At 73.3% G+C, this 21,394-nt stretch carries 14 protein-coding genes; 8 read left to right on the forward strand and 6 right to left on the reverse strand.

The window, feature by feature from the left end; genetic code table 11:
- Positions 1-3: 3 nt before the first annotated feature.
- Together IO20_RS0114625 and IO20_RS0114630 are read right to left on the reverse strand one after the other, a co-directional pair.
- On the reverse strand, positions 4-3,147 hold the full coding sequence (locus IO20_RS0114625) for a type 2 lanthipeptide synthetase LanM family protein (protein WP_051874197.1): 3,144 nt from the start codon (positions 3,145-3,147) through the stop codon (positions 4-6).
- Between the two features lie 152 nt (positions 3,148-3,299).
- Positions 3,300-4,061 carry a class I SAM-dependent methyltransferase gene (locus IO20_RS0114630; RefSeq protein ID WP_030545298.1) on the reverse strand — a complete coding sequence of 254 codons (762 nt, stop codon included), beginning with the start codon at positions 4,059-4,061 and terminating at the stop codon, positions 3,300-3,302.
- A 149-nt stretch (positions 4,062-4,210) separates the two neighbouring features.
- On the opposite strand from IO20_RS0114630, the gene IO20_RS0114635 reads away from it, so the two are divergent.
- From IO20_RS0114635 to IO20_RS0114660, 5 genes are all read left to right on the forward strand, one after another.
- Positions 4,211-4,972, forward strand: a complete 762-nt coding sequence (locus IO20_RS0114635) for a thioesterase II family protein (protein WP_051874198.1) — start codon at positions 4,211-4,213, stop codon at positions 4,970-4,972.
- Positions 4,973-5,025: 53 nt separating this feature from the next.
- The gene (locus IO20_RS0114640) at positions 5,026-5,787 is read left to right on the forward strand and encodes a class I SAM-dependent methyltransferase (RefSeq protein WP_245684953.1); all 762 of its coding nucleotides are present in this window, start codon (positions 5,026-5,028) and stop codon (positions 5,785-5,787) included.
- Positions 5,784-11,912 (forward strand): non-ribosomal peptide synthetase, encoded by a 6,129-nt coding sequence (locus tag IO20_RS37615; protein WP_051874200.1) that lies wholly within the window; start codon positions 5,784-5,786, stop codon positions 11,910-11,912. Before IO20_RS0114640 ends, IO20_RS37615 begins: the two co-directional genes overlap by 4 nt.
- Before the next feature lie 113 nt (positions 11,913-12,025).
- Positions 12,026-12,532, forward strand: coding sequence for a DinB family protein (locus tag IO20_RS0114650; protein WP_030545304.1), 507 nt, complete (start codon positions 12,026-12,028; stop codon positions 12,530-12,532).
- A 324-nt stretch (positions 12,533-12,856) separates the two neighbouring features.
- The gene (locus tag IO20_RS0114660) at positions 12,857-13,525 is read left to right on the forward strand and encodes a hypothetical protein (protein ID WP_030545306.1); all 669 of its coding nucleotides are present in this window, start codon (positions 12,857-12,859) and stop codon (positions 13,523-13,525) included.
- 42 nt (positions 13,526-13,567) lie between these two features.
- Here IO20_RS0114660 and IO20_RS0114665 read toward each other — a convergent pair whose 3' ends face one another.
- Complete coding sequence (locus IO20_RS0114665; protein WP_030545308.1) at positions 13,568-14,002, reverse strand: DUF4383 domain-containing protein; 435 nt, start codon at positions 14,000-14,002, stop codon at positions 13,568-13,570.
- Between the two features lie 105 nt (positions 14,003-14,107).
- Positions 14,108-15,214, reverse strand: coding sequence for a glutamate--cysteine ligase 2 (locus IO20_RS0114670; RefSeq protein WP_106978503.1), 1,107 nt, complete (start codon positions 15,212-15,214; stop codon positions 14,108-14,110).
- 194 nt (positions 15,215-15,408) lie between these two features.
- Between IO20_RS0114670 and IO20_RS0114675 the strand changes: the two genes are divergently transcribed.
- From IO20_RS0114675 to IO20_RS0114685, 3 genes are all read left to right on the forward strand, one after another.
- Positions 15,409-16,026, forward strand: a complete 618-nt coding sequence (locus IO20_RS0114675; protein WP_030545312.1) for a TOPRIM nucleotidyl transferase/hydrolase domain-containing protein — start codon at positions 15,409-15,411, stop codon at positions 16,024-16,026.
- A gap of 136 nt (positions 16,027-16,162) precedes the next feature.
- On the forward strand, positions 16,163-17,329 hold the full coding sequence (locus IO20_RS0114680; RefSeq protein WP_030545314.1) for an EstA family serine hydrolase: 1,167 nt from the start codon (positions 16,163-16,165) through the stop codon (positions 17,327-17,329).
- Between the two features lie 510 nt (positions 17,330-17,839).
- Positions 17,840-18,757, forward strand: a complete 918-nt coding sequence (locus IO20_RS0114685; RefSeq protein WP_030545317.1) for a S1 family peptidase — start codon at positions 17,840-17,842, stop codon at positions 18,755-18,757.
- Positions 18,758-18,879: 122 nt separating this feature from the next.
- Here the strand turns inward: IO20_RS0114685 and IO20_RS0114690 are convergent, their stop codons facing one another.
- Together IO20_RS0114690 and IO20_RS0114695 are read right to left on the reverse strand one after the other, a co-directional pair.
- Positions 18,880-19,722: an SDR family NAD(P)-dependent oxidoreductase gene (locus tag IO20_RS0114690; RefSeq protein ID WP_030545319.1), complete on the reverse strand. Its 843-nt coding sequence runs from the start codon at positions 19,720-19,722 to the stop codon at positions 18,880-18,882.
- A gap of 110 nt (positions 19,723-19,832) precedes the next feature.
- Positions 19,833-21,311, reverse strand: a complete 1,479-nt coding sequence (locus IO20_RS0114695; RefSeq protein ID WP_030545320.1) for a glutamate-cysteine ligase family protein — start codon at positions 21,309-21,311, stop codon at positions 19,833-19,835.
- Positions 21,312-21,394: the final 83 nt, after the last annotated feature.

The following is a 21,394-nucleotide window of genomic DNA, read 5'->3' on the forward strand; positions in this document are numbered from 1 at the left end:
AGGTCACGGCAGGGCGCGGGGGCCTTCCCTCGTGACGGCCCCCGCGCCGGACGTCCGCAGGAGGAGCAGCGACGGCACCCGGTCCGGGAAGCCCGCCCGGAGAAGTCCGTGGCCGATCCCCGACAGGCCGGTCAACAGGCCGGGGTGGGCGACCCCGTCCGGGGCGCCGCTCAGGGCGCCGGTCTCCTCGACGGACGCGAGCAGCGCTCCGGCCCGCCGGACCCAGTGCGCACGTGCTTCCGGGAAGGCGCTGTGGCCCAGGAGTTCGCACAGGCCGGCCTCCCCGTGGCAGAGGCTGTCGTCGGGCGCCGGACGGTCCCGGCCCAGCTCCTCGACGGCCGCGCGCGACCAGTCCGCGAGGAGCGGGTCGTCCAGGGCACCCGGCGCGTCGAGCACCGCGAGGGCGATGCCGGCGCGCCCACGGCACCAGGCCGACGCCCGGGCCTCCGCCGCGGGTCCATCGACCGGCGAGCAGACGGGGACTCCCCCGTGGCCCCCGTCCTGCTCACCGCCGACGGCCGCCCGCAGTGCGGCGAGTCCCGCGGCCCGGATCCTCTCACCGGCGGCACCGTCCCCGCCGCCGTCGGCCGCTTCCCCGTCGGCGAACCGCAGCAGGGCCCAGCCGATCCCGGCGGCGCCCGTCGCGAAGCCCCTCCCGGCGGCCGTGGGATCGGCGGCGGCCAGCCGGTCCGCGCAGGCCCGCGCGTCCCGCCGGATCTCCCGCTCCGGGTCTCCGGAGCCGGACCCGGGGCCGGGGCCGCCCTCCCACGCCGCGAGGAGCGCCGCAAGCCCCCCGGCGACGCCCGCCCCCACCCCGTACTCCCGTTCGGACCGCGCCGCCGGTCCGACCAGCCGCAGCGTGGCGGACGCCCATGCGGTGACCTCCGGGTCGTCGAGGAGTCGTCCCGTCTCGGCGAGCGCGTACGCGATGCCGCCGAGGCCCGAGAAGGCCCCCGAGCCGACCGCGGCGAGGTCCCCGGGCCGCGAGGCGAGCGCGTCGAGCAGTCGGGGCACCGGCGCGAGGGCGGTGCGGGCGGCCTCGGCGTAGTGCGCGACCCCGGTGAGCGCCGCCAGCTGGGCGAGGAAGAGGGCAGGTCCCGTGTAGCCGCCTGCCAGGTCGGCCGGCATCGGGCCGATCCGCCAGTACCGGTCGTCGAGGAGTTCCAGGCCGATCCAGTTGGCGCGCGACCCGTCGCGGTACGCGAGGGAGACCAGCTGGTCCCCGACGGACCGGGCCGCCGAGAGGAGCCGCTCCGGTTCGGGCGCGCGGTCCGCCGTGCGGGTGCGGCGGCCCTCGGCGGGCCGGTGGGCCGGCGTGCGGGAGGTGGTCGCCATCGCGGCCCGCACGATCCATTCCTGGTCCTGCCGGTCGACGGTGTCCAGGGCGGCGAGCTTCGCGGCGACGCGGGCGATTCCCGGCGGTTCCACGCGGCCCGCCGGCGGCCGCCGGGGCGCTCCCCACAGGCGGTCGCCGCCCGGCCGGGCGGTGAACAAGGGCACGTCTCCGGCCCAGAGTTGCGCGATCTCCTCGGCGACGAGGCCGAGTTCGAGGACCGGTCCGAAGACGTCGGTCCGCAGGGTCTCCAGGACCCGCTGCCTGGCGTCCGCGTCCTTCAGCAGATCAGGGTGTGTCGACTCGTCGAGCAGCGTGCTGTAGATCCAGGTGGGGCGCACCACCACGCGTATCTCGTCCTCGGCGAACGCCGTCAGCGGGCCCGTCTCGTGGAGGAGTTCCTCCCTGGCCGTGCTGATCGCCGTGTATCCGGCGCGGAACCCGGCGCAGAGTGCCTCGACGTGGGCTCCGGGCTCGACGGGCCCGCCGCCCGCGAGGCGGGGCCGGTTGGCGGACTCGCCGAACCTGCCCGCCCGGCGCACCAGGCGCATCCGGTCGGTGCCGGGATCGGCCCAGTCCGCCCTGGCCACCGGCGACTGGGCCTCGTGCCCGCCGCCGACGCCGGACACGTCCAGGGCGCTGTGGTCGCCGACGAGCAGCTGGGGCAGCAGCCCGACCCGGTACACCGAGTCGTGGAGGGCGCGGGCCGCGGGGTCCTCCGTGGCGGCGGCGCCCCGCACCGGCGGGTGGAACAGGGTCTCCACGTCGACGAGCACCGGATGGGCGCCGACGGCGATCAGGTTCTCGTGGTGCAGGTCCGTCCCGTCGAGGAGGTGCAGGAGCGCGAGCAGGGCACCCTGGCGCCGGTAGAACGTCTCCACCTCCCGGACATCGGCGCAGGGCCGCGCGGCGACGAACTCCACCCACCCGTAGCCGCCCCGGTCGAGCAGGCGCAGGGTGCGGAGGTCGACGGCGTCGGGCAGCCGGTTGAACCAGACGACGAGGTCGTTGAAGTGGCGGTGTACGGCGAGGGGACGGGGTTTGTAGACCAGCCGGGTCCCGTCGGCGAAGCGCAGCAGCATCACGCTCCGCCCGCCGCGGTGTCCGTCGCCGGCCCCGGTCTCGACGCCCACGAGCGGGCCCGGGTCACCGTCGGGGCCTCCCAGGAGACCGGCCGTCAGGTCGGCGTGGTCGGCCGCGAGCCGTTCCAGCGCCTCCACGACCGCGTCCGCGGCGTCGAGCGCGGCCCGCCCCAGGATCCGCGCGAGGACCGGCCGTCCGGCCAGCAGGGCCGCCAGGCCGCGCCGGGACGCCGTACGCCCGAGGAAGTCACGGAACCTGGCCCGGGAGTCGTCCCCTTCCAGGCGTCCGGCGGTCCGGGCCTCGTGCAGTTCGAGGACCAGCGTGCGGGCCGCCGCCCGGGCGAGCCTGCCGCTGAGCTGCCGCTCCAGGTCCCCGCGTACGACGGTCATGTCGACGAGCTTCCGGGCCCGCTCCGACACGCCCCGCTCCAGCCGCTCCCCCGCGAGGGCGGTGAAGGGCCGCAGGACCCAGGCGAAGCCGCTCAGGCCCGGATACTCCCCCTCGGGCGCCACGGCCTCCTCGGGAGCGGCGGCCGCCACCTCCTCGGCCAGCGCGGCCCAGTCCGGCCGCCCTCCGGCCCCGGGCCCGCCGCCGGTCCCGTCCCCGGCTCCCCCCACGGGTCCGTCCGCGTCGCCGCCGTCGTGGCCACCGGAGACCCGTCCGGCCTCCCACCAGCGCTCGACCGCCGACAGCGAAGCCTCGGCCCGCCCCTGCCCCGTCTCCGCCGCCATCGTCCCTCCCCCGCCGTCCGGTGCACCTCTCGGCGCCTCGCCCGATCCTTGTACGGACGGTGGGCCGGCGACATGGGGAATGGACCCCCATGTTCTCCACCCGTACGCGGACCGCACGGTGGGGCCCGGATGAGTCGCGGATGAGGCCGCGGTCAGGACGGCCGGCGGGCCTCGATCAGGAAGCGCGTGGTGTGGGCGACGAACGGGCCGTCGGCCTCCAGCCTCCCGTGCAGTTCCCGCAGCCGGTCGCGGTACTGCTCGACGGTGAAGCCGGGCACCATCCAGATCACCTTCCGCAGGAAGTAGATCACCGCGCCGATGTCGAGGAACTCCGTACGGAGGGACTCCGAGCGCAGGTCCACGACCTCCAGTCCGGCCGCCTCCGCGTTCCGTCGGGCGTCGTCGGGGTGGCGTGCGCGGCGCACCTCCTCGGTCTGCGGGCCGAGGAAGTACTCCACCAGCTCGAAGACGCTGGAAGGGCCGACCTGCTGGGAGAAGTAGGTGCCCGCCGGCCGCAGCACCCGTGCGATCTCGTCCCACCAGACGGTCACCGGGTGCCGGCTGACCACGAGGTCGAACGCCTCGTCGGCGAACGGCAGCGGCGGCTCGTCCTCGTCCGCGACGACCACCACGCCGCGTGGGTGCAGCAGCCGGGTGGCCTTGGCCACGTTCGGCGGCCAGGACTCGGTCGCCGCCACCAGGTTCGGCAGCTTCGACACCCCGGCGAGCACCTCCCCGCCGCCGGTCTGGATGTCGAGCGCGGCCGTGGCCGCGGCCATCCGTTCGCCCATCATGCGCTGGTAGCCCCATGACGGGCGCTGTTCGGTGGCCCGTCCCTGCAGCCAGGAGAAGTCCCAGCCCTCCACCGGGGCCGACTCGGCCTCCCTGACCAGATCCTCGAATGTGCGCGCCATGCCTTGATCGTCTCACTCGGCGGGCGGTTCGGCGAAGACGTTTCCGATGGCCCGAAGATCACCGTTTCCTTCGTTCGGGGTGGTCGTTGCACCCAAAGATCCATTGGGGTGACGAAGAGTCACCGTCGAACCGAAAGAACGTGTCCCACGTGAGTGTCACCTTCGAGGACCTGTGGTTTCCCCCCGACCGGCCCGTGGCGTCCCCCGTCGGCGCCCGCCTCTTCTGCGTCCCGCACGGCGGGGCGGACGGGTCGGTGTTCCGGCCGTGGCGGAGCGTCCTGGGGCCCGCGATCGACGTCGTGCCCGTGCAGCTGCCGGGGCGCGGGGTCCGGATGGCGGAGCCTGCCGAGACGTCGGTCGTCCGGCTCGCCGAGCGGCTCGCCGGCCCGGTCGCCCACCGCGCCGCGGGGCTCCCCTACGTGCTGTTCGGGCACAGCATGGGTGCCCTGGTGGCGTACGAACTGGGGCTCGCCCTCCAGGACGGCCCCTGCCCGCCTGCGGCGGTGGTGGTCTCCGGCACCGTGCCTCCGCACGTGCCGCGCGGCACGGCGGCGATGCACCTGCTCCCGGACGAGGAGTTCCGCCGCCGTCTCGGCGTGCTCGGCGGGATTCCCCCTGAGCTGCTCGCCGAGGAGGAGTGGCTCGAACTCTTCCTGCCGCTGCTGCGGGCCGATTTCGAGGCGGCCGAGACGTACCGGACCGGCAGGACGCTGTCGGCCGGCGTGCCACTGGTCGCCCTCGGCGGCGCCGACGACCCGGCGGCCCCGCCCGCCGAGGTGGAGCGCTGGCGCGAGCTCGGCACCGATGTGACGGTCCGCGTCTTCCCCGGCGACCACTTCTTCCCCTTCTCGTCGAGCGACCAGGTCCTCGGTGTGGTGTCCGCGCTCTGCGGTCTCGCTGATCCGTACTGATCCGTTCAGACCTTCCGTCTTTCTGTTTCATGGCGAATCAAGGAATGTTTTTCGTGAGCAACAAAGCTGTACGACAAGGGCGTTACGGCGTCGATGGTCCGGGCTGGCTGCTTGCCCTCGGCGGCGGGGTCGTGGCACCGCTGGCGGCGGTCGCCGCGGGCGCGCCCCGCTGGCTGCTGCGGGTCGCGCCCGTGGTGGCGGTTCCGGCGGGGCTGTACCTGCACGCGACCGTACGGGGCAAGTTCCTCGTGTGGGAGGAGCAGTTGGACGCGCTCGACCTGCGCGGCGACGAGCGGGTACTGGACCTGGGCTGCGGGCGCGGAGCGGTCCTCACCGCGGTGGCGGACCGGGTGCCTAAGGGCCATGTCACCGGGGTCGACATCTGGCGCTCGGTCGACCAGTCGGGCAATGACGAACGGACCACCACCGCGAACGCCGAGCGTGCCCAGGTCGCCGACCGGGTCGACCTGGTCACCGCGGACATGAGGCGGATCCCGCTCGCCGACGACACGTTCGACCTCGTGGTGTCCAGCATGGCGATCCACAACATCGGCGGTACGCGGGGGCGCGAGGAGGCCGTCCGCGAGGCGTACCGGGTCCTCAGGCCGGGCGGTCGGCTGCTCATCGCCGACATCTTCCACGCCCGCCGCTACCGGGAGATCCTGCGCGCGGCGGGTGCCGTCGGCGTGACGTGCACGGATGCGGGCCCCCGGATGTGGTGGAGCGGCCCGTGGGTCCGGACCCTGCTTGTGAGCGCGGAGAAGCCGGCCGCCCCGGACGGCGACGGCGACCTGGAAGAGGAGCGCCGGTCATGAGCGTGTCCACCCCCTTCCCGCAGGTGAACGGCGTGCGGCCGAGCAGCCTCGTCGACCTGCTGCGGTCGCGGGCCGCCCGGCAGCCCGACCGGCTCGCCCACCTCCACCTCGACAGCCACGGCCAGGAGGAGTCCCGGCTCACCTACGCCGGACTCGACCGGCGCGCACGGGAGGTGGCGGCGACCCTGCAGGCGGAGACCAAGACCGGCGACCGGGTGCTCATCCTGCTCCCGCCGGGCGCGGACTACGTGAGCGCGTACTTCGGCTGCCTGTACGCGGGGACGGTCGCCGTCCCCTGCTATCCGCCGCACTCCCGCAACCTCCCCCGGCTCCTCGCCGTCGCCGCGGACGCGGCTCCGACCGCGGCGCTGACCGGTGACCGTGTCCCGGCCGCCGTCCGCGAGCGGCTCCTCGACGCACCCGAGCTCGCGGCCGTCACCTGGCTGCCGACCGGGGCGCTCACCGCCGACGCCGGGCAGTGGGCCGATCCGCTCGTCGGCACCGACACCCTCGCGTTCCTGCAGTACACCTCGGGCAGCACCGCCGCGCCGAAGGGCGTGATGGTCTCGCACGGCAATCTGCTGCACAACTCCTTCCAGATCCAGCGGCGTTCGCGGACCACGGAGGACTCGGTCGGCGTCAGCTGGCTGCCGCCGTACCACGACATGGGGCTCATCGGCGGCATCCTGCAGCCGCTCACCGCCGGGTGCCCCGGGATCCTGATGGCGCCGGGCACCTTCGTCCTCGACCCGGTCCAGTGGCTGCGCGCGATCTCCGCCTACGGTGCGACGGTCTCCCCGTCCCCGCCGTTCGCGCTCGACCTCTGTGTCGAGCGGATCGACCCCGCCGGCCACGACACCCCGCTGGACCTGAGCACCCTGGAGACGATCGTCGTCGGCGCGGAACCCGTACGGGCCGCGACCCTCGACCGCTTCGCCGCCCGCTTCGCCCCCTGGGGGCTGCGCCGGGAGGTGCTGCGGCCCAGCTACGGCCTCGCCGAGAGCACCCTGATGGTGTCCTGCGGGGAGCACCTCACCCGCTCGACCGCCGTCACGGTCGACACCGCGGCCTTGGAGGCGCACCGCGTCGTGCCCGGCGACGCCGACGCGGGGCCCGGCCGGAGCCGCGAGGTCGTGGGCTGCGGCTCCGCCGTCGACGGACAGCGGCTGCTCGTCGTCGATCCGGCGACCGCCGCCGTCTGCGGCCCCGACCGCGTCGGTGAGATCTGGGTGGGCGGCCCGAACGTCGCCCAGGGGTACTGGGGGCGGCCGGACGAGAGCGAGGCGGCCTTCGAGGCGGAGCTCGCCAGCGGGGAAGGACCCTTTCTGCGGACCGGTGACCTGGGGTTCCTCCGCGACGGCGAGCTGTTCGTCACCGGCCGCAGCAAGGACCTGATCATCGTCCGGGGCCGCAACCTCTACCCGCAGGACATCGAGCGCTGTGCGGAGCGGGGTCATCCGGCCCTGCAGGCCAACTCCTCGGCCGCCGTGGCCGTCGACGACGGCGGGGCGGAGCGGTTGGTACTCGTCGCCGAGGTCCGGCGCGGGGCGGAGCTTCCGCCCGTGGCCGAGGTCGCACGGCAGCTCGGCCGGGCCGTCGCCTCGGAGTTCGACGTACGGCTCCACCGGCTGGTCCTCGTCCGGGCCGGCACCGTTCCCAAGACCTCCAGCGGCAAGATCCGGCGCCGAGCCACCCTGCGGGCCCTCCTCGACGGCACGCTCACCGTCATCGGCGACTGGACGGCCGGTACGGACAGCGCCCAGGCAGCGCCGGCCGGCGGCCCCGGCAGCGGCGCCGTCGAGGCCTATCTCGGCGCCCTGGTGACGACGCTGGTCCCGGACCGCCCGGACGCCCTGCACCGGGAGCGCCCGCTGCTCGACCTGGGCATGGACTCCCTGACCATGCTCCGGCTCGCCGGCCGGATCGAACGCGACCTGGGTGTGGACGTCTCCGACGCCGTCTTCGACGGCGATCCGACCGTCGCCACACTCGCGGCCGTGATCGTCGAGCGGCGCCCGTCGGGACTCCCGCTCACCGACGAGGGCCTGCTGCTTCCGGTAGAGGTCCCCGCCGGTGGTCCGACGCCTTTCACCGACGCGACCGGTCCCGGCTCCACCGCCACCACGAGCACGACGACCGGTCCCCCCTCGACGGCCGCCGGACCCACCGCCCCCCATGCGCCCTTCCCGCAGACCGACACCCAGCAGGCCTACTCCCTCGGCCGCACGGGCGCCTTCGAGCTGGGGAACGTCTCCACCCACGTGTACCTCGAGTTCGACGCACCCGGGCTCGACCTGGCCCGGTTCGAACACGCCTGGCGGCGCGTGATCGACCGGCACGAGATGCTGCGTGCCGTCATGGTGCCCGCCACCAACGAGCAGCGGATCCTCCCCGACGTACCCCTGTACGAGATCCGGGTGACCGATCTGCGCGGCCGTGACCGGCAGGAGGCCGAGGCGGAGCTGGCTGCCGTGCGGGAGCGACTGTCGCACGAGGTGCGCCCGGCCGACGAGTGGCCGCTGTTCGAGGTCGCCGCGACCCGGCTCGACGACGGCCTGCGCGTCCACCTCAGCGTGGACTCGCTGATCGCGGACTTCTCCTCCGGCCGCGTCCTGTTCGACGACCTGTCCCGCTTCTACGCCGAGCCGCACGCCCAGCCGCCGCCGCCCGAGAGGTCCTTCCGCGACCACGTACGGGCCGAGGCGGACCGCCGCGACACCGCCGCGTACCGGCGCTCGCGCGACTACTGGTGGAGCAGGCTGCCCCAGCTGCCCCCGGCTCCCCAGCTGCCCGCCGCCGCCCGCGCCGGGTCGATCGACCGGCCGCGGTTCACCCGGCGCGAGACCACCCTGCCCTCCGAGCTGTGGCAGGACCTCAAGGAGCGGGCGCGCCGGGCAGGGCTGACCCCGACCGGGCTGCTGCTCGCCGCGTACGCCGAGGTCCTGGCCACCTGGAGCACCAGCCGGCACTTCACGCTCAACGTGCCGCGCCTCACCCGGCCCGTGCAGGACCCCGCGTACCACGAGGTGATCGGCCAGTTCGCGTCCTTCAACCTCCTCGAGGTCGACTTCCGTACCGGTGCCGGCTTCCTGGACCGGGCGCGTGGGCTCCAGCGGCGGCTGCGGTCCGACCTGCGGCACCAGGACGTGAGCGGCGTCGAGGTGCTCCGGGAGCTGATGCGGCTCCAGGGCGGGTTCGACCAGGCGCTCATGCCGGTGGTGATGACCAGCAACCTGGCCTTCGCCACGGCGGGGAAGACTCCCCTCGAAACGCTGCTGTCCCCGGTGTTCGCCGTCTCGCAGACCCCGCAGGTGTCCCTCGACGAGCAGGTGCGGGAGGTGGAGGGCGCGCTGCTGCTGAACTGGGACTCGGTCGACGAGCTGTTCCCCTCCGGTCTCGTCGACGACATGTTCGCCGCCCACACGGAGCTGCTGCACCGGCTCGCGACCGACGAGGACACCTGGTCGCGCGAGACGCCGATCGCCCTGCCGGCAGCGCAGGCGGAACGGCGCGCGGCGGGCACGGGCCCGACCCGTACGGTTCCGGACGTCCAGGTGCAGCACCTGTTCGAGCGGCAGGTGGCGGTCCGGCCCGACGCCCCCGCCGTCATCGCCCCGGACCGGACCCTGACCTACGCCCAGCTCGACACCGCCGCCCGGCAGGTGGCCCGCTGGCTGCGCGCACACGGCGCCGGGCCAGGACAGCTGGTCGCCGTCGTCATGGACAAGGGCTGGGAGCAGGCCGTCGCCGCCTACGCGGTGCTGTTCTCGGGCGCCGCGTACCTGCCGATCGACCCCGAGCTGCCAGGGCCGCGGATCCGCCATCTGCTCGACAAGGGCGAGGTCGGGCTCGTCCTCACGCGGTCACGGCTCGACGACACCCTGGACTGGCCCGCCGGACCGCTGCGGCTGTGCCTGGACCGGCCGCTGCCCGCCGACACCGACACTCCGCTGCCCTCGGACGGCAGCCCGGCCGACCTCGCGTACACGATGTTCACCTCCGGTTCGACGGGCGAGCCGAAGGGGGTGATGGTCAACCACCGGGCCGTCGTCAACTGCCTGCTGGAGACCGTCGAGACGTTCCGGATCACGGAGGACGACCGCTGCCTCGCGGTGACCGCGCTCCACCACGACCTGTCGGTCTTCGACCTCTTCGGCGTGCTCGCCGCGGGCGGCGCGCTGGTCGTGCCCGCCGCCGCCGACCGCCGCGATCCGGCGCACGGGGCGGAGCTGATCGCCGCGCACCGGGTCACGGTGTGGAACTCGGTGCCCGCGATGATGGAGATGCTCCTGGAGAGCGCCGGCGAGGACGGCCGGCTCGGCTCGCTCAGACTGGCCCTGCTCGGCGGCGACTGGATCCCCCTGGCCGTACCGCGCCGCCTCGCGGACTCGGCGCCCGGTATCGAGGTGGTCTCCGTCGGCGGTCCGACCGAGACGACCGTGTGGAGCATCTGGTACCGCGTCGCCGAGGTCGATCCGGCCTGGCGGAGCGTCCCGTACGGCACGCCCCTCGCCAACGTCCGCTACCGCGTGCTCGACGAGCGGCTGCGCGAGTGCCCGGAGTGGGTGACCGGCGAGATGTACGTCTCCGGTGCGTGTCTGGCCGACGGCTACTGGCGCGACCCCGAGCGCACGGACGCCGTGTTCACCGCGCATCCCGAAACCGGGGAGCGGATGTACCGCACCGGGGACCTGGGAAGGTGGCGGCCGGACGGCACCATCGAGTTCATGGGCCGGGCCGACTTCCAGGTGAAGATCCGCGGCCAGCGCGTCGAACTCGGCGAGATCGAGGCGACGTTGCTCGCGCACCCCGCCGTCGCCTCGGCCGTCGTCACCGCCACCGGCCGCGCCGACCGGCCCGGCCACGACGGTCTGGTCGCCTACGTCGTCCCCGAGCCGGACTCCGGCGCCGCTCGACGGGACGCGGCCGACGCGGAGAAGGCGCGGCGCAGCGGCGTGACCGTGCTCGACCCTGTGGCCCGGGCCGCGTTCAAACTCGCCCGGCACGGCCTGCGCCGGGAACCCGACCGGCCCCGGGTCGTCCTCCCGCCGGTCCGGGAGGAGCCGTCACGACGGCGCAGCGAACGGGCCTTCCTCGCCGGGCCGATCGACCTCGCCGAACTGGCGGGCTGCCTGGGCGTCCTGCGGCAGGACGAGGTGGACGGCCTCGCCAGGTGCCGCTACCCGTCGGGCGGCGGCCTCTACCCGGTCCAGACGTACCTGTACGTGAAGGCCGGTGCCGTCTCCGGCCTGCCGGGAGGCACGTACTACCTCGACCCGCGGGACAACGCCCTGGTCACCCTCCACGAGGGCGCGACCGTCGAGGCCGCGGTCCATGCCGCGCACAACCGCGCCGTCTTCGACGCCGCCGGATTCAGCCTGTTCCTCGTCGCCGATCTCGACGCGATCGAGCCCTTGTACGGCTCGCTCGCCCGTGACCTGTGTCTGGTGGAGGCCGGGTACATGGGGCAGCTCCTGATGGAACGCGCCACGGACGGCGACATCGGTCTCTGTCCGGTCGGCGCGCTCGACTTCGACCCAGTCAGGCCGCTCCTCGCGCTGGGCGAGAACCACGTGCTCGCGCACTCGATGCTCGGTGGCCGGGTGGACCGTGGCGCAGGCGCCCGGCCCACCGAGGCGACCGGGCCTGCGACGCCTGACGGGCCGCTCACCGAGCGGCTCAGGGGATGGCTCGGCGACCGGCTGCCCGCGCACATGGTCCCCGACCACGTGCTGAGCCTGGACCGCTGGCCGTTGAGCGCCAACGGCAAGATCGACCGGAGGGCCCTGCCGGCCCCCAGGGAGGACGGGGAAGCCGCCGGGTTCGTCGCGCCGCGCACACCGACGGAGGAACGGCTCGCCGCCCTCTGGTGCGAGGTCCTCGGCCTGTCCCGGGTGGGCGTCCACGACAACTTCTTCGAGCTCGGCGGGAACTCGCTGGCCGCAACCCGACTGGTCGCCCGGCTGCGCGACCGGTTCCAGGCCGCGATCAGCCTCCGGGAGGTGTTCACCTCGCGCACGGTCGCGGAACTGGCGGTCACGGTCGACCGGCTCCGGGAGGAGACGAACGAGGAGCGGGGGACGAGTGGGGCAGGCCGGGTGAGCGGGGCGAGCACCAGGGACTGACCCGGCGGTCAACCGCACCCCGGGCGGGCGTCCGACGTCCCGCCCGGGGTGCGGTACCGGGCCGTCGATAAATGCGTCGACATCGGTCGCGGTGATCGGGGAGGCTTCGCGCGATGACCAGAATCGATGACACACCGCCCGCGTGGGACGAGCGCACCCAGCTCACCACGTTCCTCGACTACGCACGCGACACCGCCCGCGTGAAGTGCGAGGGCGTCTCCGCGGAGAACGCCCGCAAGGCGGTCCTGCCGGGCTCGCCCCTGATGACCATGAGCGGATTGATCAACCACCTCCGCTGGGTCGAGTACTACTGGTTCCAGGTGGTCTTCCTCGGCGAGGAGGACGAGGGCCCCTGGACCGAGGAGGACCCCGACCGCGAGATGCGCGTCGCCGTCGACTTCCCGCTCACACAGCTGCTCGACGAGTACGCGGAACAGAGCGCCCGCTACCGCGAACTCGTCGCCGGGAACGGCCTGGACACGAAGGCCAAGAGGGCCGGCCGCGAGGGCCGCCACGTCGACCTGCGCTGGATCCTCCTCCACCTCACCGAGGAGACGGCCCGCCACAACGGCCACCTGGACATCCTCCGGGAGATGCTGGACGGCACGACCGGCGACTGAGAGCGTCCCGCCGGACTCGTCGGCGGTTGTCACACGGCCGGCCTTTCGAGGCCGGCCGTGTCGGCTCCATCGGCCCCCTCACCGAACCGGAACCGGAACCCCAAGGCGTGCAGGAGCGCGAGGACCAGGTCCTCCCGGAGAACCCCATGGCGGGGAACCATGGCGTCGACCACCGACACCTCGCCGCCCTTCGAACACCGCCCCGAACCTCCAGATCTGGGGCGCCCCACGAACGCGACGTCACGCTCCCTGCACCGACGCGCACCGCGATGTCCTAGTGTGTCCCGCGATCACCGAACGTACGACCACACACGGGGCGACCACATGACCATTCACCGTCCGGGACTGCCGGATGACCTTCCGTCCGGCGAGGCTCTGTGGGCGCGTTGGGCGCTGCTCGCCGCCGTCTCGGCGACCACCGAGGAGGAGCAGCGCAAGAGCGGGTACCGGACCGGGCGTTGGGTCGACGGTTCGGGGCTGCACTACGACGACAGCGGCTGCACGTGGTGGACCATGTCCCGGATGGGCGAGGGCCGGTTCGTGCTGTACGGCGAGGACGAGTCGAGCGGTGTGAAGTGGCACGAGACGCCGATCGACATGCTGGCGGGCGGTCCCGACTGGCTTCCGTACGACGAGCTGCGTGACCGGCTCGAAGGGTACGAGCTGGGCTGCGTCTACTGGTACGAGAACGGGGCCTGGGCCCGCGCGCCGTACCCGGACGACCTCCACGACGACGGTCTCGACTGCGGCATGAGCGGCTTCGTCGACCGGGGCAGGGTCCTGGGGGAGCTGTCGGAGTACGTCGACGGCACGGTGGACGGGCCGAGCGCGGACGCCCTGCTCGCCGACGCGGAGGCGCACCGGCTGGACCCGGCGCTGCTGCTGGGGCGGTTGTGCTCCACCGATCCCGACGACGAGCCGCTGGACCCGCCGGCCGTCGCGCGGGCCCTGGCCCTCGCGGGCCTCACAGGGCCCGGCGTGTCCGTGTCGTAGCGGGGCGGCGATCCCCCGGACCCGGGCCGGGGGATCGTACCGTCACCTGCGGCGTCGGCCGAGCAGGAGGCCGAGCACGACCATGCCCAGGCCCAGTGCCAGGTGCAGCCAGTTGTCCGCGGTGTTGACCGGTATGAAGTTGGCTCCGCTGTCCTGGTCGATGATCAGGCCGTACAGCCAGAGCACGAGGTACACCACGCCGCCTCCGATGAGGAAGCCCCGGGCTGTGGACGCGGCACGGGACATCGCGATGCCCGCGATGCCGAAGAGCAGGTGCACGAGGTTGTGCAGGATCGACACCTGGAAGACCCCGAACAGCTCGGCCCCGGAGTGGTGCTCGGCGAACTCCATGCTGTCGTAGTCCGTGGTGACACCGGGGATGAATCCCAGGACGCCCACCAGCAGGAAGACGGCCCCGACCACCAGTGCGGCCGATTGCACCGGAGTCCGCGCGAGCCCCGCACGGTGTGTCGTCATCATGATCGAACCACCTGTTCCTGATCGGGTTGCACACGTCGGCGACTTCCCCGGCGCACGCGCTTCATCCCTGGCAGGCACCTCCCCGTCGCCGTGCGGCCCGTATCACCGGGCGGCCGTCGTGATCTGGGCGCACCTCCGCACCACCTCGCCGAGGCTGAGCCCCTCCGCCAGCAGGGCGCGCTGGCGGTCCGCCCCTCCGCCGCGGGTCAGATGGGTGGCGATTCCCCGCCGCACGTCGTCGAGGTCCCCGGAATCCCGCAGCGCCTCCTCGGTGTGCCGGACGAGGGCGTCGAACGCCGCTTCGGGGGTGGTCTCCCGCAGGGTGACCGGGTGGACGAGCGGCCCGCGGAGGCCTGACCGGGCGGCGCGCCAGGAGGCCAGCCGCAGGAGGCCGGCGGAGACGCGGGGCGGTGTCCCGCCGTTCCGCCAGGCGCGGGCGGCGGTCTCCACGAGGCCGCGGGCGAGGGTGGCGACGAGCACGGTCGTATCCGGTTCGAGGCAGACGTCGGCGACCCGGATCTCGACCGTCGGATAGCTGGAGGACAGACGGGCGTCGAAGTAGATCATCCCGGGGTCGCGCAGGACGCCGGTGGCCAGCATGGCCTCCACCTGTTCGTGGTACCGCTCCGCGCTGCCGAACAGCTCGTAGGGGCCCGCGGAGGGCCACCGGTTCCACACCCGGCTGCGGTAGCTGCTGTAGCCGCTGTCCTGCCCCTGCCAGAACGGCGAGTTCCCGCTGAGCGCGCTCAGGAGGTACAGCCAGGGACGGATCCGGTCGAGGACGGCGACGCCCTCGTCGTCGGATTCCACGGCCACGTGGACGTGGCACCCGCACGTGAGCTGTTCCCGGGTGGTGAGGGCGAACTGCTCGGCCATCCACCGGTACCTGACGCCCAGGTGGCGGGACGGCTCCACGGGGAGCGGCGAGGTGGCGAGGGCGGCCACGAGCGCTCCGGCCTCACGGGCGTACCGCTGCGCCTCGCCCCGCCAGCGGACGATCTCCTGCCGGAGTTCGCCCATGTCCGTCATCGGCCGGGTGGCGAACTCCAGCTGCTCCTGGTGCAGCTCCTTCTCGAATACCTCCCCCGCCTCGTCCCCGCGCAGCGCCGCCGAGGCCAGTACCGCCGACGACACGGCGATGGGTTCGCCCGTCCGGGCGTCGACGAGTATGAGCTCCTCCTCGACTCCTACCGTGCGGACTCCTGGCATGCGCATGGACGCTCCTGTTCGACAGCGGGTGCCCCGCCCCGCCGTTGGGCCCACCGGGGGGCCGCGCGCGGGACGGGACAGGGACGTCACGCGTCTGCCCACTTCCGCGCGCGTGACGCGTCCCGCCCGGACGTCGGCGGCTGGTCCCCGGATATTCCGTGGTGGTGCGGTCCGAGGACGTGGAGACTCGCCCCATGGTGGACATGTGGGCGTTCCGGGACGCGGTCGACCGCTGGGCGGCCGGCGGCCCCGGCGGTCCGGCGGACGAGTCGGCGGTGCGGCTGGGGCTGCGGACGGCGGTGCTCCTGGAGGGGCGCAGTGACCTCGCGGCCGTCGAGGCCCTGGCGTCGCTGCGCGGCCGGGACCTCGCCGCCGAGGGCGTGAGCGTGCTGTCCCTGGGCGGGGCGATGAGCGTGGGGCGCTACGCCGATCTGCTCGGGCCGTCCGGTCTCGGTCTGCGCCTGACAGGGCTGTGCGACGAGCGCGAGCAGCGCTACTACGACCGTGCGCTGCGCCGGGCCGGGGCGTCGTCCGGTGGGTTCTTCGTGTGCGTGGCGGACCTGGAGGACGAGCTCATCCGCGCGCTGGGCACGGCGCGGGTCGAGGAGATCATCCGGGCGGAGGGAGACCTGCGTGCCTGGCAGACCTTCCTGCGCCAGCCCGCACAGCACGATCGCCCCCGGCACCAGCAGCTGCGTCGCTTCCTGGGCACGAAGAAGGGCCGCAAGATCCGCTACGGCCTGCTGCTGGTGGAGGCTCTCGCCCCCGGGCAGGTGCCGGCGCCGCTGGACGAACTCTTCGCGAGCCTGTGACACCGCCTCAGGTGGGCGCGGCGGCCACGCCGAGCCGCCGATCCACACTCCCCGGCCCCTCCCTCGCCCACTCCCTTCCCTCCGATCCGACCAGTCGGTATGTTGCTCGCGACCGCTGAGCATCCCGGAGGACGTCATGCCCGAGCCCGAGGCCGTGATCGACGGCCACTGCGACCCTCGCTTCACCGCCGTACGGGAGGCCTTCGAGGCCAACTTCCGTACCCGCGCGGAGCTGGGGGCCGCCGTCACCGTCGAACTGCACGGCGAGACCGTGGTCGACCTGTGGGGCGGCTGGGCGGACGCCGCCCGTACGCGCCGGTGGGAGCGCGACACCGTGGTCAACGTCTGGTCCACGACCAAGGGCGTCACCGCCCTCTGCGCGCACCTGCTCGCGGACCGCGGTCTGCTCGACCTGGACGCGCCGGTCGCCTCGTACTGGCCGGAGTTCGCCGCGGCGGGCAAGGAGGCGCTGCCCGTACGTCATCTGCTCTCCCACCGGGCGGGCCTCGCCGGCCTGCGTGAGCCGCTCTCGCTCGCGGAGTTCTACGACTGGGAGGTGACGACCGCCCGGCTCGCGGCGACGGAGCCGTGGTGGGAGCCCGGCACCCGCTCGGGCTACCACGCCATGACGTACGGCTTCCTGGTCGGCGAGGTGATCCGGCGCATCACGGGACGGCTGCCCGGCGCCTTCCTCCGCGACGAGATCACCGGCCCCCTCGGCATCGACTTCTCCATCGGGCTTCCGGAGAAGGAGGCGGGCCGGGCGGCGGAACTCGTCCACCCCCGCGACTCCTCGACGAGTGCGCGGGCCGCGGCCTTCGCCCAGCTGGAGCCCGCGGCGCAGGCCGCCCTGGCCAATCCGCTGGTGGGTGCGACGCAGGCCAACAGCCCCGAGTGGCGCGCGGCCGAGCTGCCGGCGGCCAACGGTCACGGGACGGCGCGCGCGGTCGCCCGGCTGTACGGCGTCTTCGCCGGGCGCGGGCGGTCGGGCGAGCACCGGATGCTGTCCGAGGCGGCCGTCGAACGGGCCCGCGAGGGGCAGGGGGCCGGCCGGGACCTGGTCCTGGGCGCGGGTTTCGCCCACGACACCGAATGCGCCCTCGGCCTCTGGCTCAGCGGCCCCCATGCCTCGTACGGCCCGAATCCGCGCGCCTTCGGTCACGACGGCTTCGGCGGTTCCTGCGGCCTCGCGGACCCGGAGTCGGGCCTCTCCCTGGGGTACGTGATGAACCGGATGGGTCACGGCATCGCGGACGATCCCCGCAAGATGACTCTCGTCGACGCCGTGTACGCGGCGCTCTGACCGACGGGAACCGGACACCCGGCCGACAGGGACGGAGGGCACGATTCCGGCATTGAGGGGGTGCCCCCGCTTCCGCCGCCGCATCCGGAGGACCTCGCCTCCGGTCACGGCAGGGGCACCCTCCCCCCTGGGACCGAGCGCCGGAACTGTGCGCCCGCTACTCCCCCGAGAGGGCTTCGGGGTTCCGTCCGCCGGGTCGCCCGCCAGCGCCGCAACGCCCCTGAAAGGGCGTCAGCAAATTCCCGTAAGCGTTTGCGCGAGGCCGTCCCGTCGCACCGGACACGCCCTGTGCGACGAGAGCGATCCGCACCCCGCCGACGACAGGCCATCTGAACGCGCGTAGAGCGGCCGAAAGGCGTTCTTGCCGCGGAGGTCACCTGGATCCGAGGATTCCCCCTGTCGGGTTTGACAGGTCCATGGCGGACTACCCCTCCGCCCCGGACCCGTCCACTCCGCACCGAAGGGATCGCCCACCCAGCGATTCCCCCACTCCCCCACCGGAGGATCCCAGTGAAGCTCAAGCGTCTGTCCCCCCTCGGCGGCGCGGCCAAGGGCGCACGGCTCGTCGCCGTGGCGTCCGCGCTGCTCGCCGCCTCAGCGCTTGCCGTCCCCAGCTCGTCCGCGGCCACCGCGGCGGACGGCCGGGCCACCACCGCCCAACTCGCCGCCGCCGACCAGGCCGTCCGCGGAGCCGACGTGCCCGGCACCGCGTGGTACACCGACCAGGCGACCGGGAAGATCGTCCTCACCGCCGACTCCACCGTCTCCGCCGCCGAGATCGCCAAGATCAAGAAGGCCGCCGGCGACCGCGCCTCCTCCCTGGAGATCAAGCGCACGCCCGGCACGTTCAACAAGCTCATCGCGGGCGGCCAGGCCATCTACGCGGGCGGCGGACGCTGCTCGCTCGGCTTCAACGTCCGCAGCGGCACGACCTACTACGCCCTGACCGCGGGTCACTGCACCAACATCGGCAGCACCTGGTACACCAACTCGGCCAACACCACGGTGCTCGGCACCCGCGCCGGTACCAGCTTCCCGACCAACGACTACGGCATCATCCGCCACTCCAACGCCTCGGCGGCGGACGGCCGGGTCTACCTCTACAACGGCAGCTACCGCGACATCACCGGCGCGGCCAACGCCTCCGTGGGCCAGTCCGTTCAGCGCAGCGGCAGCACCACCGGTCTGCGGAGCGGGACGGTCACCGGGCTCAACGCGACCGTCAACTACGGCAATGGCGACATCGTCTACGGCATGATCCAGACCAACGTCTGCGCCGAGCCGGGCGACAGCGGCGGCGCGCTCTTCTCCGGCACCACCGCGCTCGGCCTCACCTCCGGCGGCAGCGGCAACTGCTCCAGCGGCGGGACCACGTTCTTCCAGCCGGTGACGGAGGCCCTGAGCGCGTACGGCGTCAGCGTCTTCTAGCCCTTCCGGTTCCAGTCCTTCCGGTTTCGGCTCTTCGGCCGGAACCACGGACACACTGGAGCCACAGACAGGCCGGCGGTCCTCCTCGGGGGGCCGCCGGCCCCGTCGTCGCAAGCGGTACGTCAGGCCGTCCCTCCGACGCCGGCGCCGACGAGCCTGTCCGTCAGCTCCATGAGCCGCCTGCGGGCCTCCGCGTCGTAGGCCTGGTCGTGCGCGCGGGCGTCCGTGAACCGGTCGAAGTACCGGCCGGTGGTTCCCGCCAGGTCGGGGTCCGTCACCAGTCGCACGGTCGGCCGCACCCCCTCCTCGATCGCGACGACCGGGGTGAGCCCGTACTCGCGCACTCCGCGGGTGTCCATCAGATGGGCGGGATGGAGGGTGTTGACGGTGACTCCCGTGCCTTCGAGTTCGGCCGCCAGCTCGAAAGTCGTCATGATCATCGCCAGCTTGCTGCGACAGTACGCCCGCAGCCCCTCGTACCCCTCCTCCAGCATGACGTCGTCGAAGTCGATGCGCTCCTGCCCGATGGAGGCCACGTTGACGACGCGGGCGGGCGCCGAGGCCGTGAGCAGCGGCAGGAGCGCCCGGGTCAGGAGGTAGGGCGCCAAGTGGTTCACGGCGAAGCGCAGTTCGTACCCTTGGGCACTCCGTTCCCGCCGGAGCGGTTCGGCGCCCCCGCCGGCCACCGCGTTGTTCACGAGCGCGTCGAGCCGGGGCTCGGTCGCGCGCAGCCGGTCGGCCATCGCGCGGACCTGGTCCAGGTCGCCGAGGTCGGCGAGGAACGTCCTGACCTCGGTGTGCGGGGCCCGTGCCCGTACCTCCTCCGCGGTCGCTCCGAGGCGGTCGGGGTCCCTGCCGTGCAGCAGGACGGTGCAGCCGCGTGCGGCGAGGTCCAGCGCGATTCCTCGCCCCAGTCCCTGGGTCGCGCCGGTGATCAGGACGGTGTGTGCCGTACGTGCGTTCATGTCGGCCATCCTGGCCGGGTCGCCGGCCCGCTGGGGAGCGGGAAGTGGTCCTGGTGTTGACACCACCAGGCACCATCAGGCGTCACCAGGCACCACCGGGACCGACGGGTTCAGTCGACCGGCCAGGTGTGGGCCGGAGCGTTCAGGTGCATGTACTCGATGTACTGCCGGGTCATCCGACGCAGGGCCTGGTGCCGGTCCGCGTGGACGACGTCGTGCAGGTGGTGGAACATCTCGGACTGCCACACCGCGCCGTTGCGGCCGCTGACGCACCGCTGCTCGACGACCCCGAGCAGCGGCTCCCGCCGGGTCGCGTCCAGGCCCATCCGTTCGAGACCGCGGTCCGCCAGGGGCAGCAGGCGCCGCAGCACCAGTTCGGTCACCGGGACTTCGCCCATGCCCGGCCAGTACAGATGCGCGTCGATGCCGTGCCGTGCGGCGGTGTGCAGGTTCTCCTCCGCCGCGGCGAACGACATGCGGGACCAGACGGGCCGGTCCTCGTCGACCAGGGCGCGGACGAGTCCGTAGTAGAAGGCACCGTTCGCGAGCACGTCGGCCACCGTGGGCCCGGCGGGCAGCACCCGGTTCTCCACCCGCAGATGCGGTACGCCGTCGACGACGGCGTACACGGGGCGGTTCCAGCGGTACACCGTCCCGTTGTGCAGGGTGAGTTCGGAGAGGCCGGGGACCCCGCCGGCAGCCAGCGTCTCCACCGGGTCCTCGTCGTCGCAGACGGGCAGCAGCGCGGGGAAGTAGCGCGCGTTCTCCTCGAAGAGGTCGAAGACGGACGTGATCCACCGCTCGCCGAACCACACCCGCGGCCGTACGCCCTGCACCTTGATCTCGTCCGGCCGGGTGTCGGTGGCCTGTTCGAACAGCGGGATGCGCGTCTCGCGCCACAGTTCCTTGCCGAACAGGAACGGGGAGTTCGCCGCCAGGGCCACCTGTACCCCGGCGACGGCCTGCGCCGCGTTCCAGTAGTCGGCGAACTCCTCGGGTGCGACCTGCAGATGGAACTGGGTGCTGGTGCACGCCGCCTCCGGCGTGATCGTCTCCGCGTAGGTCCGCAGTCTCTCCACGCCGTCCACCGCGATCAGCAGATCCTCTCCCCGTGCGGCGAAGATCTGTTCGTTCAGCAGGTGGTAGCGGGGGTTCTCGGAGAGCGACTCCGGACCCACGTCCTTCAGCTCAAGGGTCGGCAGGATCCCGATCATCACCAGGTGGGCGCCGATCGCCGCGGCCTTCTCCTCGGCGTGGTTGAGCGCGCCGCGGATCTCCTGCTCCCAGGAGTCGGGACCGCCCGCGGAGAGGAGCCTCGGCTCGACGTTGATCTCCAGGTTGAACCGGCCCAGCTCGGTGGACCAGGACGGATCGGCGATCGCCTCCAGGACGTCCGTGCTGCGCATGGCGGGCTCGGCGTCCGCGTCCACGAGGTTCAGTTCGATCTCCAGACCGACCTGGGGCCGCTCGAAGTCGAACCGGGACTCCCTCAGCATCCGCGCGAACACGTCGAGACACGTGCGTACCTTGTCGCGGAACCGGCGGCGGTCGTCACGGGTGAACTCCAGCGCCGGGACGTCACGTCCCATCGGTCCCTCCCGCAGCTCGTCGGCACGGACCCCTGCCTTCAGCGTCCCACTCCTGGGGCACCTGAACCACCGAAGCGCTCACG

This window comes from Streptomyces exfoliatus (assembly GCF_000725545.1).
GTDB classification, from domain to species: domain Bacteria; phylum Actinomycetota; class Actinomycetes; order Streptomycetales; family Streptomycetaceae; genus Streptomyces; species Streptomyces exfoliatus.

What these genes read in the sequence shown, in the direction of transcription:
- IO20_RS0114625 (WP_051874197.1), bottom strand. Translation starts at nt 3,147, where the DNA reads ATGGCGGCGGAGACGGGGCAGGGGCGGGCCGAGGCTTCGCTGTCGGCG.
- IO20_RS0114630 (WP_030545298.1), bottom strand. Translation starts at nt 4,061, where the DNA reads ATGGCGCGCACATTCGAGGATCTGGTCAGGGAGGCCGAGTCGGCCCCG.
- IO20_RS37615 (WP_051874200.1), top strand. Translation starts at nt 5,784, where the DNA reads ATGAGCGTGTCCACCCCCTTCCCGCAGGTGAACGGCGTGCGGCCGAGC.
- IO20_RS0114650 (WP_030545304.1), top strand. Translation starts at nt 12,026, where the DNA reads ATGACCAGAATCGATGACACACCGCCCGCGTGGGACGAGCGCACCCAG.
- IO20_RS0114660 (WP_030545306.1), top strand. Translation starts at nt 12,857, where the DNA reads ATGACCATTCACCGTCCGGGACTGCCGGATGACCTTCCGTCCGGCGAG.
- IO20_RS0114665 (WP_030545308.1), bottom strand. Translation starts at nt 14,002, where the DNA reads ATGACGACACACCGTGCGGGGCTCGCGCGGACTCCGGTGCAATCGGCC.
- IO20_RS0114670 (WP_106978503.1), bottom strand. Translation starts at nt 15,214, where the DNA reads ATGCCAGGAGTCCGCACGGTAGGAGTCGAGGAGGAGCTCATACTCGTC.
- IO20_RS0114675 (WP_030545312.1), top strand. Translation starts at nt 15,409, where the DNA reads ATGGTGGACATGTGGGCGTTCCGGGACGCGGTCGACCGCTGGGCGGCC.
- IO20_RS0114680 (WP_030545314.1), top strand. Translation starts at nt 16,163, where the DNA reads ATGCCCGAGCCCGAGGCCGTGATCGACGGCCACTGCGACCCTCGCTTC.
- IO20_RS0114690 (WP_030545319.1), bottom strand. Translation starts at nt 19,722, where the DNA reads ATGAACGCACGTACGGCACACACCGTCCTGATCACCGGCGCGACCCAG.
- IO20_RS0114695 (WP_030545320.1), bottom strand. Translation starts at nt 21,311, where the DNA reads ATGGGACGTGACGTCCCGGCGCTGGAGTTCACCCGTGACGACCGCCGC.